This window comes from Candidatus Symbiobacter mobilis CR, from assembly GCF_000477435.1.
Taxonomy (GTDB): Bacteria; Pseudomonadota; Gammaproteobacteria; order Burkholderiales; family Burkholderiaceae_C; genus Rhodoferax; species Rhodoferax mobilis.
Genome location: NC_022576.1, coordinates 928,611 through 943,579, shown reverse-complemented (window position 1 = coordinate 943,579; position 14,969 = coordinate 928,611). Strand labels below are relative to the sequence as shown.

Annotated in this window: 13 protein-coding genes and 2 tRNA genes; 14 read left to right on the top strand and 1 reads right to left on the bottom strand. The window is 60.6% G+C overall.

What is annotated here, in order from left to right; all coding sequences use genetic code 11:
- Nucleotides 1–24: 24 nt before the first annotated feature.
- The 13 genes from CENROD_RS03895 to CENROD_RS03835 all read left to right on the top strand — a co-directional run bounded on the left by CENROD_RS03895 (nucleotide 25) and on the right by CENROD_RS03835 (nucleotide 14,037).
- Nucleotides 25–357, top strand: coding sequence for a YbaB/EbfC family nucleoid-associated protein (locus CENROD_RS03895; RefSeq protein WP_022771800.1), 333 nt, complete (start codon nucleotides 25–27; stop codon nucleotides 355–357).
- Nucleotides 358–417: 60 nt separating this feature from the next.
- Complete coding sequence (recR, locus tag CENROD_RS03890) at nucleotides 418–1,026, top strand: recombination mediator RecR (protein WP_022771799.1); 609 nt, start codon at nucleotides 418–420, stop codon at nucleotides 1,024–1,026.
- A 152-nt stretch (nucleotides 1,027–1,178) separates the two neighbouring features.
- Complete coding sequence (locus CENROD_RS03885; protein ID WP_081699810.1) at nucleotides 1,179–2,108, top strand: polyprenyl synthetase family protein; 930 nt, start codon at nucleotides 1,179–1,181, stop codon at nucleotides 2,106–2,108.
- A 55-nt stretch (nucleotides 2,109–2,163) separates the two neighbouring features.
- Nucleotides 2,164–2,240 (top strand) — tRNA-Pro (locus tag CENROD_RS03880).
- A 162-nt stretch (nucleotides 2,241–2,402) separates the two neighbouring features.
- On the top strand, nucleotides 2,403–2,804 hold the full coding sequence (locus tag CENROD_RS14270) for a hypothetical protein (protein WP_238551819.1): 402 nt from the start codon (nucleotides 2,403–2,405) through the stop codon (nucleotides 2,802–2,804).
- Nucleotides 2,805–2,843: 39 nt separating this feature from the next.
- Nucleotides 2,844–6,029: a DUF499 domain-containing protein gene (locus tag CENROD_RS03870; protein WP_022771796.1), complete on the top strand. Its 3,186-nt coding sequence runs from the start codon at nucleotides 2,844–2,846 to the stop codon at nucleotides 6,027–6,029.
- A 2-nt stretch (nucleotides 6,030–6,031) separates the two neighbouring features.
- Complete coding sequence (locus tag CENROD_RS03865; protein ID WP_022771795.1) at nucleotides 6,032–6,658, top strand: DUF3780 domain-containing protein; 627 nt, start codon at nucleotides 6,032–6,034, stop codon at nucleotides 6,656–6,658.
- A 146-nt stretch (nucleotides 6,659–6,804) separates the two neighbouring features.
- Nucleotides 6,805–7,038 (top strand): antitoxin, encoded by a 234-nt coding sequence (locus CENROD_RS03860; RefSeq protein WP_022771794.1) that lies wholly within the window; start codon nucleotides 6,805–6,807, stop codon nucleotides 7,036–7,038.
- Nucleotides 7,035–7,436, top strand: coding sequence for a type II toxin-antitoxin system tRNA(fMet)-specific endonuclease VapC (gene vapC / locus CENROD_RS03855; RefSeq protein WP_022771793.1), 402 nt, complete (start codon nucleotides 7,035–7,037; stop codon nucleotides 7,434–7,436). The genes CENROD_RS03860 and vapC overlap by 4 nt, the downstream gene beginning before the upstream one ends.
- Nucleotides 7,437–7,549: 113 nt before the next feature.
- The gene (locus CENROD_RS03850) at nucleotides 7,550–10,411 is read left to right on the top strand and encodes an anti-phage-associated DUF1156 domain-containing protein (protein ID WP_022771792.1); all 2,862 of its coding nucleotides are present in this window, start codon (nucleotides 7,550–7,552) and stop codon (nucleotides 10,409–10,411) included.
- 78 nt (nucleotides 10,412–10,489) lie between these two features.
- Nucleotides 10,490–10,744: a UPF0175 family protein gene (locus CENROD_RS03845; protein ID WP_022771791.1), complete on the top strand. Its 255-nt coding sequence runs from the start codon at nucleotides 10,490–10,492 to the stop codon at nucleotides 10,742–10,744.
- The gene (locus tag CENROD_RS03840; RefSeq protein WP_022771790.1) at nucleotides 10,734–11,234 is read left to right on the top strand and encodes a PIN domain-containing protein; all 501 of its coding nucleotides are present in this window, start codon (nucleotides 10,734–10,736) and stop codon (nucleotides 11,232–11,234) included. Before CENROD_RS03845 ends, CENROD_RS03840 begins: the two co-directional genes overlap by 11 nt.
- A gap of 7 nt (nucleotides 11,235–11,241) precedes the next feature.
- Nucleotides 11,242–14,037 carry a phospholipase D-like domain-containing anti-phage protein gene (locus tag CENROD_RS03835; RefSeq protein ID WP_022771789.1) on the top strand — a complete coding sequence of 932 codons (2,796 nt, stop codon included), beginning with the start codon at nucleotides 11,242–11,244 and terminating at the stop codon, nucleotides 14,035–14,037.
- A gap of 136 nt (nucleotides 14,038–14,173) precedes the next feature.
- Here the strand turns inward: CENROD_RS03835 and CENROD_RS03830 are convergent.
- Nucleotides 14,174–14,263, bottom strand: a tRNA-Ser gene (locus CENROD_RS03830).
- 177 nt (nucleotides 14,264–14,440) lie between these two features.
- Between CENROD_RS03830 and ruvC the strand changes: the two genes are divergently transcribed.
- Entirely contained in the window at nucleotides 14,441–14,950 is a 510-nt protein-coding gene (gene ruvC / locus CENROD_RS03825) for a crossover junction endodeoxyribonuclease RuvC (protein WP_022771788.1), read from the top strand.
- The last annotated feature ends 19 nt before the right edge of the window (nucleotides 14,951–14,969 follow it).

The window sequence follows — 14,969 nt, the reverse complement described above, 5'->3', positions numbered from 1 at the left end:
TTGCACAACGAACAAGGGACAGGTATGTGGAACAAGGGACAGCTTGCCGGGTTGATGAAGCAAGCCCAGGCGATGCAGGACAACCTCAAAAAGGTGCAGGAGGAACTCTCTGTCACGGAGGTGACGGGGGAATCCGGCGCGGGGCTTGTCAAAATCACGATGAGCTGCAAGCACGACGTGCGCCGGGTAGCGATCGACCGCAGCCTGTTGGTGGAAGACCAAGACATGCTCGAAGACCTTGTCGCCGCTGCATTCAACGCTGCCGTGCGCAAGGTCGAGGACGTCACTGCAGAAAAGATGGGCCAACTCTCCGCTGGCATCCCTGGGATGCCTGCCGGGGTGCAGTTCCCGTTTTGACCGTCTTTTTTGATCATCTCTTTTTGATCGTCCCCTCGCTTTGCGGGTTGGCGTTGCTGCATGTCCGGTTCCAGCTCGGTGGATTCCTTGGTGGAGGCCTTGCGGTGTTTGCCGGGGGTCGGCGCCAAGTCTGCCCAGCGCATGGCGTTCCATTTGCTGCAACACGACCGGGCAGGGGCGCGGCGCTTGGCGCAGTCCTTGGCAGAAGCCGTTGACGCGATTCAGCACTGCGTGCTGTGCCACACCTTCACGCACGAGGAGGTCTGTAGCCTGTGCAGCAGCCCGCGCCGGGATGCCACCAAACTTTGCGTCGTGGAAACGCCAGCCGATTTGGCGGCTATCGAGCGCACGGGGGCGTATCCGGGCAGGTACTTCGTTTTGATGGGGCGACTTAGCCCGCTCGATGGCATCGGCCCCAAGAATATCGGGCTCAAAAAGCTGTTTGATCGCGTGCAGGCTGGCGGCGTGGCGGAAGTCATTCTGGCCACGAGTTTCACTGCTGAAGGAGAAACCACCGCGCACTGCATCGCCGAAGGGCTGAAGAATATCGAAGGGCTGGTCGTCACCCGGTTGGCCCGGGGGGTGCCGATGGGCAGCGAGCTGGAATACGTGGACCTGGGCACGATTGCGCACGCGCTGCTCGATCGGCACAGGGGTCATACGTCATAGCGTCATAGCGTCGTTCTATCTCCTTGCCCTACTGCTTCGCACTGTCTGATAGGTTCTACGTCCCATTTCTATAATTTTTGCCTTCGTGGAATTCCATCTTGCCTGCTACTAGCCTCCTCAGCCCTTGCGATTTGGGCCTGATCGCCGCAGACATGCGCGCCCTCGACGAGGTCATTGCCCGTCGGCTCCAGACCGATGTCGTGCTCGTCGGGCAGGTGGCCCGGTACATCATCACGGCGGGGGGAAAGCGGCTGCGTCCCGCGCTGTTGCTGCTGCTGTGTCAAGCGTTGGGATACCGGGGCGAACAGCGGTTCAATCTGGCAGCGGTGGTCGAATTCATCCACACGGCCACCTTGTTGCACGACGATGTCGTGGACGACTCGGCATTGCGCCGGGGGCGCCCTACGGCGAACCAAGCCTTCGGACGTCCAGCCAGCGTACTCGTCGGCGATTTTTTGTATTCCCGGGCTTTTCAGATGATGGTGGAAGCGCAAAGCATGGCCATCATGGGGGTGCTGGCCGACGCTACCAATGTCATCGCCCAAGGCGAAGTCATGCAGCTCATGAACATGAAGGATGCCGCGCTGGATGAGCAGGGTTACTTGCAGGTCATCCGTTCCAAAACCGCCAAGCTGTTCGAGGCCAGCGCACGGGTGGCGGCCATCTTGGCTGGGGCACCCCCGGAGCTGGAAGCAGACTGCGCCACGTATGGTCAGGCGCTGGGTACCGCGTTCCAAGTTATCGACGATGTGTTGGACTACACCGGAGATGTCTCGCTGACTGGCAAAAACCTCGGCGCAGACCTGCGGGAAGGCAAGATCACGCTGCCGTTGATTTTGGCCATGCGAAAGGGGAGCACCGCCCAGCGTGCGTTGATCGAACAGGCCATTGAAACTGCGGACTGTTCTCGCATTGACGCGGTGCTTGAAGTCGTCGCCCAGACTGGGGCGTTGCAAGCAGCCCTGGAAGTTGCTGCGGTCGAAGCGCACCGTGCAGCCGAAGCCACCCGCCGCTTGCCCGATGGCCCCCACGCACGGGCCTTGCTAAAATTGCCCACTGCTTTGTTGCAACGCCAGTGTTAGATGGGCTGAGCAAATTTTCGCGGCGCGGCTTGTAGCGTTTGCAGTCAAAACAACTCGGAATGTGGCGCAGCCTGGTAGCGCACTTCGTTCGGGACGAAGGGGCCGGAGGTTCGAATCCTCTCATTCCGACCAATAAAATCAACGGGTTAGCAGAATTTGGCTGCTAGCCCGTTTTGCTTTTCAGGTCTTGAATGCTGTTTTGGCCTAACTGCTTATGCAATCAGGGTTGCACGTTGGTTGTCTGTCAATCAGTGCTTCGCAAATGTCAGTCAGTGCGCTGTGGCGCAGACATGATTGACACGGCTCGCTGTCGCATCGTGGCTGGCACCCCAGTCGCCCTATGGTTTTGCTGGCATCTGGGCATCAGTCAGGCGCTACGCGCAGGGTTCTGGTCAGCCGCTTCGCCGTGCATCTGGTGTTTGCCCCCGCCCACCCTCAGGGCTCGCTTGCTTCGCAGCGTCGCCCGCGCGGTCTGCCCGTCTGCCCCCTTCCGCCAAGACCGCCACGCTGACATTTCGTATTGAGCTCAACATCAAAGAAGCGCTATGCACTGCCGCCGACCGCGACCACCGATCCATTGCCAACATGGTGGCGGTGATGATCCGGGAGCACTGCGCGTGCGTGGGCATACCGATTCAGGAAAAGCAAGCTGCGCCAGAGCCAGAAGCCGCCAAACCCAAGCCACGCAAACGTTAAAGCACGCGCAACTCTCACAGTGCAACCACTGAGCCAGCCATGAGCATCCACACCCTTTGCAAACCCCGTCCGTCCGTCCATGCCGTCGACCGCCGCGCTACTGTTCTCAATCTGGATACCTTCCTCAAAGGGCAGGTAAGTGGCGCTGAATTCTTTGAAGAGAACTACTTCACCCACGGCATGCTCACGCTGGTGGACAGAGCGTTTCGGCATTTGGGCGGTTCGGGTGCTGGGTCTTCGGTGTTTTTACTTTCACAGGCCATGGGCGGCGGTAAGACGCACAGCATGATTGCGCTGGGCTTGTTGGCGCGAGACCCCGCGTTGCGTAGCAAGGTGCTCACGGGCAAGCAAAACCCCGCCCCCAAGCTCGGCACCTGCCGCGTGGCGGGCTTCAATGGTCGAAGCACTGATGCGGCGGGTGGCATCTGGGGCGCCATTGCCGAACAGCTTGGCAAAGTAGAGCAGTTTGCCCGCTACGTTTCACCCTTGCTGAGTGCCCCAGGCCCTGAAGCGTGGAAGCAACTACTGGGCGGCGAGCCGCTGGTGCTGTTTCTAGACGAGCTGCCGCCGTACCTTGAATATGCCGTTGCGGTGCCAGTGGGCAATGCCGACCTCGGTGTCGTCACCACCGCCGCGCTGGCCAATCTGTTCGTCGCCGTGGCCGACATGGACAACGTTTGTCTGGTGCTGTCTGATTTGGCCGGGTCAAACTTCACTGGCGGGCAGGCTGTACTCCAGAGCGCATTCAATCGCGCGGTGCAAGGTCTCACCGGCGAAGCTCGCCGTATTGCCGTGCCCATCACGCCGGTCAATCCCAACGGCGACGAGCTGTATCACATTCTGCGCAAACGCCTGTTCGCGCAAGTGGCACCAGATGCCGAGATCAAAAAGGTGGCTGAGGCCTACCGCGAGGCGCTGCGCGAGGCAGTGCAAATGGGCTTGACCACCACATCGCCCGAGACGCTGTTCACCCGCGTGATGGATGCGTACCCCTTCCACCCCGACCTGCGTGAACTCGTTGGCAAGTTCAAGGAAAACGAAGGCTTCCAGCAAACTCGTGGCGTGATTCGCCTGATGCAAATGGTGGTCTCCAACCTCTGGAAATCCGGCAAGGCCGACGCCATCGACTTGATTCACCCCTACGACCTTGACTTGAATCTGGATGAAATCGCGTCTGAAATCCGCACCATCAACCTGTCGCTGAGCGAAGCCATCGCCCACGACATCGCCCATGCGGGTGATGCCGAGGTAGAGCAGATCGACCTGGTCAACGGCAACTCCGATGCATCCGATGCCGCACGCCTGATCCTGGTGGCTTCGCTGTCCACCACGCCGGGTGCTATCCACGGCCTGCGTGAATACCAGTTGGTGGATTGCCTGCAACGCCCTGGGCGCGACCTGTCCACCTTCAAGGCCAATGTGCTTGACAAGCTGGCCACCCGCGCCTGGTATCTGCACAACTCCACCGACGGCCGCCTGTACTTCAAAAACCAGCAGAACCTGGCCGCCAAGCTGCGCTCCATGGCGCTCTCACTGCACACTGAGACTGTAGACCGCATGCTGCGTGAGCACTTGGAGTCTTACTTTTCTGCCTCGCTGCGCGATTGCTACCAGGTCATCAAAGTGTTGCCGCCACCTGACGAGGTGCAGGTTGAGTTGGAAAAGACCACTCTGGTCATCGTGCGCCCGGGTGGCCAGGCCAACCAATTGCCCATCTCCGCCGACTGGCAAGCGTGGTGGGCACAGCAGCAGTACAAAAACCGTGTGCTGTTTCTTACCGGTTCGCGCGACACCTTTCAAAAGGTGCTCGACTCCGCCCGCCAAACCCGCGCCCTGCAAAGCATTGAAGACGAACTACGCTCCGAAAACACCCCGTCTGACGACCCCCAGTGGCGCGCCCTCGATACCCTGCGCGACCGCGTGGGCTTGCAGTTCACCGCTGCACTCAAAGAAGCGTTCGACCAAATTGTTTACCCGTCCATCCATTCCGCACTGCGCGCCACTGGCACAGACCTGGCCTTTGCGGGCAACCAGAGCGGCGAAGCCACGCTGCGCCACACCCTGGAAGGTGCGCAAAAGTTCACCACCAAGATCGACGATGACAGCTTTCGTACCCGTGCCGAAGCCCGCCTGTTTGGCTCGGCGGATACCAAGGTGGTGCTCTGGTCGGACTTCAAACGCGCCGCTGCGGTGAACACTAACTGGCCGCTGCACAAGCTATCTGCGTTGGATGACCTAAAGGCCGACTGCCTGCGCCGTGGCCTGTGGCGCGAAGAGGGCAACCACATTCGCCGTGGCCCGTTTCCTCCGCCCGTGCCCGAAGTCGTGGTGCGAGAACTCTCCATGCAAGACGACGGCGACGGCACCACCTATTTGAAAATTGAACCCCTGCACGCCCCAGTGGTCGTGTTTGAAACCGGTGATGCCGAACCCACCAGGGCATCCACCCCCGTGCCCACACCCACGCGCTTTGATGCGACTGCACTGCGTTACCGTTTTCTGGCCTTTGACCCCGCTGACATGGTGCGCGACAGTGCGGTGAAAGAATGGACGGCCAAGCTGCGCCTCAAATACCAGTTGAACCACCGGGGCGATCACTATGAAGTGGAGCTGCTGGCGCTACCCAAGGCGAACAGCATCGCCCTTCGCTACACCACCGACGGTTCCTCCCCCACCAGCGCGGGCACCGCCACCTATGACGGGCCTTTGCGTGTGCCCGCCAATTGCCGCGTGGTCTGCGCCATGGCGGTTTCCTCCGAGTACGGCCTCAACTCCGAGGTCATTCGCATCACCATCCCGCAAAAAGGTGGGGCCGAGCGCCCACCCATAGACCTTGCCACCCCAGCCCGCTGGACGCAACAAACCAAGCTGGACGACGCCAGCGCGGTGTGGGACACCATCATGCGCCTGGAGCAGGCCAGTGCGGTCATGGCCCACGACATCAGCCTCACCGCCGAGAGCACCGACGGACAGCAAAACGTGGAGTATTCAGGCGCGCTGGACAGCGGCTACGACGCTGTGGCGGTGAAAGCCATTGCGCAAAAGCTGCAAGACATTGTCAGCGGCGACACGCCAGCCATGACCCTGCGCATGACCATCGGCAGCCTGGCGTTCCCCACCGGGCAGGCGCTGCTGGACTGGCTAAAAGCCACCAACCAGCCGTTCAACGCCGCCAAGGTTAGCCAAGCCGCCAGCGCGTCCGGCAGCCAGACATCAGGTAAATAAGCATGGCCCGCGCACCTGCATCTGCCACCCGCAAGGTTGTTGGCCTGGGTTTTTTACCCGAAGAAGCCCGGCACGGCTTTTTGATTGACGTGCCCAAGGGCAGCGCCGCCGCTGAGATGATCTGCATCACCGAGCACCGTGGCAACGACCTGGACCATCTGGGTGCCCTCACCGTGGCCACGCCGTCGTCCAACGACCCTGGGCTGCGCGTGGTGATTGACCGCGCACGCTGGCTGGCGCTGGCCCCGGCTTTTTGGGACGAAGCCAACCGCCGCCTGCGGGCCAACGGCCTGCCGGTCGCCAAGTTTCAAAAGAACCCCGGCAAACCCGTGCCGGTGCACCCCTCACTGGGCAAAGAGCTGTGCGTGCTGTGCTGGGCGGTCGAAGATGCCTCGCCAGACGACATCCCCAACGCGCTGCACAACTGGGAAGCGCTGGCCCCCGAGGAGCGCTGGTGGCTCTACACCATGACCGTAGCCACCACCGGCCAGGCCATGCAAAAAGGGCTGGGATGGCGTAAGGCACTGCGTGCCGCGATTGCCGACAACCCCTTCGTCAAGGGCGAAGGCTTGTCGCCCAAAGCCCGGCGCGAGTTGCTGGGGCATTCGCAGTTGTCGCTGGCGCTGTAAATATATGCCAAATATGCCTCTAGCCCATATAGAGCAAGCGCTAGCAGCTATTGTTTTTGATGCTTTTCCAATCGGCACGCCGAACTGTGACTGACACCGTAACAAATAGTAGCTATCATTGGTAACCACCAATTTGGGAGACTGACATGAACACCGCACGCCTTTTTCAATCCGGCCGCAGCCAGGCCGTTCGCTTGCCCAAAGAATACCGGTTTGTCGGCACCGAAGTGATGGTCAAACATTTTGGCAATGGTGTATTGCTGCTGCCGGTAGATGACCCGTGGCAGACGTTGGCGGCTGGACTAGCGGCCTTTGAGCCCGGTTTTGTCTTGACCCGCGAGCAACCCGACGCGCAGATTCGCGCTGAGATTGCCCCATGATCCTGCTTGACACCAACATTTGCATCTACATCATCAATGCCAAACCAGCAGGGGTGCTGGCGCGTTTTCAGCAGTACCGGCTGGGCGACATTGGGCTGTGCAGTGTGGTTGCTGCGGAGCTGGCGTTTGGTGTCGCCAAAAGCGGCTCGGCACGCAACCGCCAAGCGCTGGAGATGTTTCTGGCCCCTTTGAGCATTTTGCCGTTCGATACTGCAGCCGTTTGGACCTATGGCGACCTGCGCGCTGACCTGGAGCGCCGTGGCACCCCCATTGGCTCGCTAGACACCATGATTGCCGCGCACGCCCTGAGCCAAAACGCGCTGCTGATCACCAACAACACCCGTGAGTTTGCCAAGGTGCCAGGTTTGCAACTGGACAACTGGTTTGTTGCGCCTTGAAATTTATACAAAATTGCCAGCCAGCGCCCGTCCAGCAAGCATAGGCAGCTATTCATTTTGAGAAGCCTACACGCCTGCCCAAAGCCTGCTAACCCGCAATCTGACTGCACCCCATGCCCACCTTCATCGAAACCCAGTTTCCGATTGCGCGACTTTCGGCGGAGTCTTACAAGGAGCGTAAGGCCGGGGCCAGTCAAACGCTGACAGGCTTGGGCAAATGGTGGGGCCGCAAGCCGCTCGTTCTGGTGCGTGCATCCATTCTGGGCATGTTGATGCCAGCATCCAGCGACACCAAAAAGGACCGCGAAATCTTTCTCAAGATTCTGACGATGGACGACGACGGCACCTGGCAGCGTTGCAAGCCTGCCGTGCAGCGCAAAACCAGCCGCGCCGCCTTCGGTGCCTTGCCCTATGCCGCACGCATTGCCGATTGCGAACGCCCGGAGAATATCGACGGCCCCACGGCCGCCGCTTGGGCAGAAATCAACGCCCACCTGAATACCACCGCCAAGAATCTGCCCGAACTCGTCGAGCAACTCGGCCAGCGTACTTTTGGCCACACACCCCGCGTGGGCGATGCCTTTTGCGGTGGCGGCTCCATTCCGTTTGAAGCGGCGCGTATCGGCTGCGAGGCGTTTGGCTCTGACTTGAACCCTGTGGCCGGGCTGCTGACCTGGGCCAGCCTGAACCTGCTGGGGGGCGGCACTGCCGTGCAAGAAGAGGTGATGCGGGTGCAGGCTGAGGCGCTGGCTGCTGCTGACCAGCAGGTCACCGCCTGGGGCATTGAGCACAACGCGCAGGGCGAACGCGCCGAGGCATTTTTGTACTGCGTGGAAGTCAAGCCTGAAGGCTGCGACTACTACATCCCGCTGGCCCCCAGTTGGGTGATTGCCGAAAAATACCGCATCGTCGCCCGCTGGACGCGGGTGGCGGGCTCAGACCGGCTGCAGCCCGAAGTGCTGGCGGTGACGGAAGCCGAGTTCAAAAAATACAAGGACAAAAAAGGGGCCACGGTGGTGGACAGCCGGGTTGTTGACCCCTTCAATGCCAATCGTTCATGGTCGGTGGAAGCCTTGCGTGGGCCGGATGGCTTGCGCCACTGGACCAATGACGACGTGGTGCCGCGCCCCGGTGACGTGTTTCAGGAACGGCTGTACTGCATCCGCTGGGCCAAAACGGTGCTGCACCATGGCAAGCCCAAGCTGGTGCGCCGCTACGCCGCGCCCGATGCAGCCGACCTGGCGCGTGAGGCCAAGGTGATGGCCTTGTTGCGCGAACGCTTTGCCAATTGGCAGCGCGAGGGGTTTATTCCGTCGAGGGCGATTCCTGCGAGTGGCGCTGAAACTGATCGTCTATTTCGTGAGCGCGGCTGGACCCATTGGCATCATTTGTTTACGCCACGGCAGTTGTTGATGCATGGGCTATTTTTGGAGCTTGCCCTTGACCAAGCAGAGCAATCAAAGAAATTTCATGTCGCCTGTCTGATTGGTGTTGCAGCATCCTCTGATTGGAGTTCAAAACTCTGCCGGTGGACCCCGCAACTGGCCAGGAGCGGCGGGATAGGTGCGTCTGTCCAGACGTTCTATAACCAGGCACTCAATACACTGTTTACATGGGCAAACAGGCCATTTGATGGCTTTAAGAATGTTGTCGGAATTTCCGTAACTACAGATAAAGCAATTGGAAGCGCTTCACGCATTTACCCTAGCGATGCCCGTGATTTGCGTGAGACTTGCGATCTCTGGATTACGGACCCACCCTACGCCGATGCCGTCAACTACCACGAACTTGGCGATTACTTTCTTGCCTGGTACGACAAACAACTGACCAAAGCCTTTCCCGAATGGATCCCCGATGCCCGCGCCGAACTGGCGGTGCGCGGTGACGGCGAGGAATTCCGCCGTTCCATGGTCGAGATTTATCGCAACCTGGCCCGTCACATGCCCGACAACGGCCTGCAGATGGTCATGTTCACCCACCAGGACCCGGCAGTCTGGGCCGACCTAGGCATGATCCTGTGGGCTGCTGGACTCAAGGCCACCGCCGCGTGGACGATCAGCACAGAGACCGAAGCCGCCGGCATCAAGAAGGGCAACTATGTGCAGGGCACCGTCTGCCTTGTCCTGCGCAAGCGCACCGCCGTTGAGCCCGGTTTTCTCGACGAGGTCTATCCGCTGGTCGAAGACGAGGTGAAGCGCCAGATTGCCTCCATGCAGGCACTGGACGAAGACGGAGAACCCAACTTCAACGATGCTGACTACCAGCTTGCCGCCTACGCCGCCGCGCTCAAGGTACTGACGCAATACAGCAACCTCGATGGCAAGGACGTGGAACATGAAGTCTTTGCCGTGCGCGGCAAGGGCGAAAAGAGCGACTTCCAGACCGTGATCGAACGGGCACTGGGCATCGCCTGCGACACGCTGGTGCCGCGTGGGCTGGACAATGCCTGGCGCGACCTTTCGCTGGTCGAACGCTACTACTTGCGCGCGTTGGACATCGAAAGCCGGGGCGAGCGGCGCAAGGGCATGTACGAAGAGCTGGCGCGCGGCTTTGGCGTGCTGGACATCAAGCCGCTGCTCAAAAGCGACAAGGCCAACGGCGCACGCATGTTCACGCCCACCGGCCTTGCCGCGACGCAGCTTGCCCCGGTGGGTGGCAGCGAAACGAATACCGCCGTACTACCAGCCCGCCGTGACCGCGCGAGTGCAGGCGCTGCGCACCCCTTCGCCGCCGCCCCGCTGCGCCACCTGATGTTCGCCATCCGCGAAACCGCTGCCGCCGACAACAGCCCGGAACCCGGTCGCCAATACCTGCGCGACACCTTCGGCCAGGGCTACTGGGGCAAGCGTGAAGGGTTTGTCTTCCTGCTCGAATGGCTCGCCGCTTTGGGTAACGCCGTTGGCATGAGTGAGTGGGTCGCCGACTCCGAAGCCGCCCGCCTGCTGGCCGGTCGGCTACGCAATGACCATGCGTGAGGCGACCAAAGTAGCATCCGTAGGTCGGGTTACGCCTGCGGCTAACCTGACCTACCAACTTGTTCCAAGGAGTAAGCCATGACCCAACTTATTCTTGAAATGCCCGAATCAGCGTTTGCTGGCCTGCATCAGGCACCCAAAGAATTTGCGCAAGAGATGCGCATTGCCGCCGCTGTGAAATGGTACGAACTGGGTCGCCTATCGCAAGGCCGCGCCGCCGAGATTGCCGGACTGACCCGGGCCAAATTCATTGATGCGCTGTCGCGTTACCAGGTCAGCCCGTTCCAGTACACCGCTGAAGAACTCGAAGAGGAATTGCGCGATGCGCATTGACTCGATTGTCATCAACGCGTCGCCACTGATTACGTTGTTTCGCAGTGGCCAAGCGCATATCTTGCCGCAACTTTTCCATCGAATCATCGTGCCCTATGCGGTTTGGCAAGAGGTGGTGCTCGACGATTGGGACGACGCGCCCGTGCGTGAACTGCGGCAGCAGACCTGGCCAGTCAGAGAACACGTTGACCCTTCGCCAAGGGTTGCAGCCTGGGCACTTGGTGCGGGTGAAACAGCAGTATTGAGCTATGCCTTGGCAAACCCGCCTCTGCGTGCCGTCATTGACGACATGGATGCGCGGCGCTGTGCGCAGACCTTGGGTATTCCCATATTCGGAACCGGCGGACTGCTGGTGCTTGCCAAACGGCGCGGCTTGCTGGACTCGGTGGGTGTAGCGATTGAGAAGATTCGCGATGCCGGGCTGTGGTTGTCAGAGGATGTTGTCCGAATTCTGAAGACGCAAGCGGGTGAGTATGAAGAAGAGCCATAACTGACCGATGCTCACGCGCCATTCCAGCCGCCGCAGCCGCCTTGACCAGTCGGTGCTGACCCAGCGCCTGAACGGGGCCATCAGCTACGACCGCATTGCGGGCTACTTTCGCTCTAGCCTGTTTGAAGTGGCGGGCGAGGCGCTGGCCAGCGTGGCCGGGCCGGTGCGCATCATTTGCAATTCAGACCTTGATCCGCAAGACTTGGTGACTGCAGCCGCTGCGCAAGCCGCGCTGCGCCGCAGTTGGTGCGCGGGCACGCCCGAAGATGCACCACCCGCCGCGCTGCCGCGCTACCGGAAGTTATATGAGGCGTTGACCAGCAAAAAGCTGGAGGTGCGGGTGCTGCCCGATTCAGCGTTTGGCCTGATTCACGGCAAAGCAGGGGTGCTGCGCTATGCCGACGGTACTGCAACCTCGTTCATGGGCAGTGTGAACGAGAGCCTGTCGGCCTGGAAGCTGAACTACGAGTTGCTGTGGGAGGACAACGATCCCGACACCATCGCCTGGGTGCAGGAGGAGTTTGATGCACTGTGGAACGACCCGCGTGCTGTGGATTTAAGCGTTTGCCCGTTCATTGTGCAGGACGTGCAGCGCATTGTTTCCCGTACCGTCATTGAACCCGCTGAGTTGACAGCGATTGCCGACCCCACCCTGGTAGCGGCTGCAGCGGCAGTGGAAACACCGGTGTACCGGCGCGATCAGGGCTTGTGGCCGCACCAGAAATACTTTGCCAGGCTGGCGCTGGAGCGGCATCGGCTGGGCGGTGCGCGCTTGGTGCTGGCTGACCAGGTGGGGCTGGGCAAGACGGTGCAGTTGGCCATGGCTGCCATGCTGATGGCGCTGGACGACCCGGAGGGCGGGCCGATTCTGGTGCTCGCGCCCAAGCCACTATTGCAACAGTGGCAAGACGAGTTGATGGAGTTGCTGTCCTTGCCCTCTGCCCGCTGGAATGGCAAGGCGTGGGTGGATGAGAACGACCTGGAGTACCCATCTGAGGGAGCCAAGTCGCTGGGCAAGTGCCCACGGCGCATTGGGCTGGTGTCGCAGGGGCTGGTGGTGCGCGGCTTATCTGAAGCCGTTGGACAATTGCTGAGCCGCCGCTACACCTGCGTGATCGTGGATGAGGCGCACCGCGCCCGCCGCCGCAAGGTGCCCAAGGTGGATGCCGACGCCGACGAAGTCAACGAGCGCGCCGAGCCCAACAAGCTGATGGCTTTTTTGCGCGACATTGGCCCCAAGACCAAGAGCATGTTGCTGGCCACCGCTACCCCGGTGCAACTGCACCCGGTGGAGGCGTGGGATTTACTGCACATTTTGTCGCAGGGCAATGACGGCGTGCTGGGGGGCTGGACGCATTCCAGCCCGTGGTTTCAGGCCAGCCGCTGCCTGGACATTGCGACCGGCGATGCCGAGGTGCCGACTGCGGATGTGCGCAGTGGTTGGGAGTATGTGCGCGACCCCTTGCCATCCAAGTTTGAAAACCCGGCTTTTGACCGGATACGTCGCAGCCTGGATGCCAGCGATACGTGCTGGCAATTCACCCCCGAGAGTCTGGACAAGCTATCCCCCGCCATTCGCCGCGTGCAACTGCAAAACGGGCTGCTGCCCGAGTACGGTGCCAACTTCAACCCGCTGCTGCGCTGCATCGTGCGCCGCACCCGCGCCTACCTGGAGGCGACCATCAACCCGGCCACAGGCGGCTATTTTCTGCCCAAGGTGACAGTGGAGTTGTTTGGCGAAGACAACGAGGGCGCGCTGGTTTTGGGTAGTTACCTGCGTGATGCCTATGCGGAGGCGGAAGAGTTTTCGCAGTTGCTCCAGCAACGGGTTAAAGGTGCTGGCTTTTTCAAGACTTTGTTGTTGCGGCGCATGGGTAGCTCGATGGAAGCCGGGCGACGCACCGTTGCCAAGCTGCTGGGCGAAGAGCCTGATACCCCGGATGAAGAAGATGATGATGACCCTGAAGAAGAGGTGCCGGTTCAGGTGGGGCGGCCGCCGCAGGGGGCCAGTGATTTCAAGAACTTCACAGACAAAGAAATTGATTCGTTACGACGATGCCTGAGCCTGCTCAAGCAAGGTGGAAACAACGACCCCAAGCTAGAGGCTCTGATTGGCTATCTGCGTGGCACCCATCCGGGAGTGTCCGCGAGCTGGCTAGACCGGGGCTGTATCTTGTTCTCGCAGTATTACGACACGGTGCGCTGGATTGGCGACGAAATGGTCAAGCGGGCAGAGTTTGCGGGCATGGACATTGGGCTTTATGCGGGCAGCAACCGTTCCGGCTTCTGGCGTGACGGTCGGTTTCAGCGTTGCGACCGCAATGTACTCAAAGGACGTGTACGCGCGGGTGACCTCAAGCTGATGCTAGGCACCGATGCCGCATCGGAAGGCTTGAACCTGCAACGCCTGGGTACACTCATCAATATCGACTTGCCGTGGAATCCGACCCGGCTGGAGCAACGCAAGGGCCGCATCCAGCGCATCGGCCAGGCGCGCAATGAAATCTGGATTGCCAACCTGCGTTACCGCGACTCGGTAGAGGATCGCGTACATCAGGTTCTGGCCGACCGGCTCGAAGCGATTCACGGACTGTTCGGCCAGATTCCCGATACGCTGGAAGACGTATGGGTGCAAGTGGCGATGAACGACGAGGCCGCCGCCAATCAACTCATCGACCGTACTACCGCCACGCGCAACCCGTTTGATGTCAAGTACAGCAAGGTGGAGGATGCGGACTGGGAGACCTGCGCCTCGGTGCTGAATGGGTTGAGCATGCGGGAGATGCTGTCTCAGGGATGGTGATTGTTGGCGCATGCTCGATCTTCTTGCCCCGGCTGTTTTTGGCAACTACTCCTTGGCAATGAACGGCATACCAAGGATCAGCAGAAGGGAGAAAGAAGTAAAAAAGCGCCCTGAAAGGCGCTTTTTTACTGAATTCTGGCGGAGAGGGGGGGATTCGAACCCCCGGATGGGTTACCCCATCGCCTGATTTCGAGTCAGGTACATTCGACCGCTCTGCCACCTCTCCGGGAAACGAACATTGTACGGGGGGTGGTTGTCAGGTTCGATCAAGGGGGCAGGGGTCAGGTCCGGTAAGGTCAAGGCCAGCCAGGGCAGGGAGCAGCGGTAGAGCTGTACGTCCACACGTTCTTGCACTTGTTGCATCTCATTTGCATCTATTGGACGCACCCATTGCAGGAAGGGCATGAGGATTCTCGGTATCGATCCAGGGTTGCGCACCACGGGATTTGGCGTGATCGACACCCAGTCCTTGACGCTGGGTTACGTAGCCAGTGGAACCATTTCGACCCGGCATCTGGGCAAGGACCCGCTGCCGGATCGGCTCAAAGTGCTCTACGACGGGGTGCGGGAGGTGGTTGAGCGCTACCGCCCCGATTGCGCGTCGGTCGAGATCGTTTTCGTCAACGTCAACCCGCAGTCCACCTTGTTGCTGGGGCAGGCGCGGGGCGCGGTGATCACCGCACTGGTGTCATGCGGACTGCCCGTGGCCGAGTACACGGCGTTGCAGATGAAGCAGGCTGTCGTTGGGTGGGGAAGGGCCAGCAAAGGCCAGATTCAGGAGATGGCGCGCCGCTTGCTGGGCCTTTCCGGGCTGCCCGGCCCTGATGCTGCGGATGCGCTGGGCATGGCGCTGACGCATGCTCATGCTCGCGGCATGGTGCAACGGTTGTCGTTGTTGACGGCACAGCCGTAGTTCCTCGTCCATGTCTACT

Coding starts and splice junctions, on each gene's coding strand:
- CENROD_RS03850 (WP_022771792.1), top strand. CDS start 7,550: ATGCCCACCTTCATCGAAACCCAGTTTCCGATTGCGCGACTTTCGGCG.
- CENROD_RS03865 (WP_022771795.1), top strand. CDS start 6,032: ATGGCCCGCGCACCTGCATCTGCCACCCGCAAGGTTGTTGGCCTGGGT.
- CENROD_RS03895 (WP_022771800.1), top strand. CDS start 25: ATGTGGAACAAGGGACAGCTTGCCGGGTTGATGAAGCAAGCCCAGGCG.
- CENROD_RS03870 (WP_022771796.1), top strand. CDS start 2,844: ATGAGCATCCACACCCTTTGCAAACCCCGTCCGTCCGTCCATGCCGTC.
- CENROD_RS03860 (WP_022771794.1), top strand. CDS start 6,805: ATGAACACCGCACGCCTTTTTCAATCCGGCCGCAGCCAGGCCGTTCGC.
- ruvC (WP_022771788.1), top strand. CDS start 14,441: ATGAGGATTCTCGGTATCGATCCAGGGTTGCGCACCACGGGATTTGGC.
- CENROD_RS03835 (WP_022771789.1), top strand. CDS start 11,242: ATGCTCACGCGCCATTCCAGCCGCCGCAGCCGCCTTGACCAGTCGGTG.
- recR (WP_022771799.1), top strand. CDS start 418: ATGTCCGGTTCCAGCTCGGTGGATTCCTTGGTGGAGGCCTTGCGGTGT.
- vapC (WP_022771793.1), top strand. CDS start 7,035: ATGATCCTGCTTGACACCAACATTTGCATCTACATCATCAATGCCAAA.
- CENROD_RS03885 (WP_081699810.1), top strand. CDS start 1,179: ATGCGCGCCCTCGACGAGGTCATTGCCCGTCGGCTCCAGACCGATGTC.
- CENROD_RS03845 (WP_022771791.1), top strand. CDS start 10,490: ATGACCCAACTTATTCTTGAAATGCCCGAATCAGCGTTTGCTGGCCTG.
- CENROD_RS03840 (WP_022771790.1), top strand. CDS start 10,734: ATGCGCATTGACTCGATTGTCATCAACGCGTCGCCACTGATTACGTTG.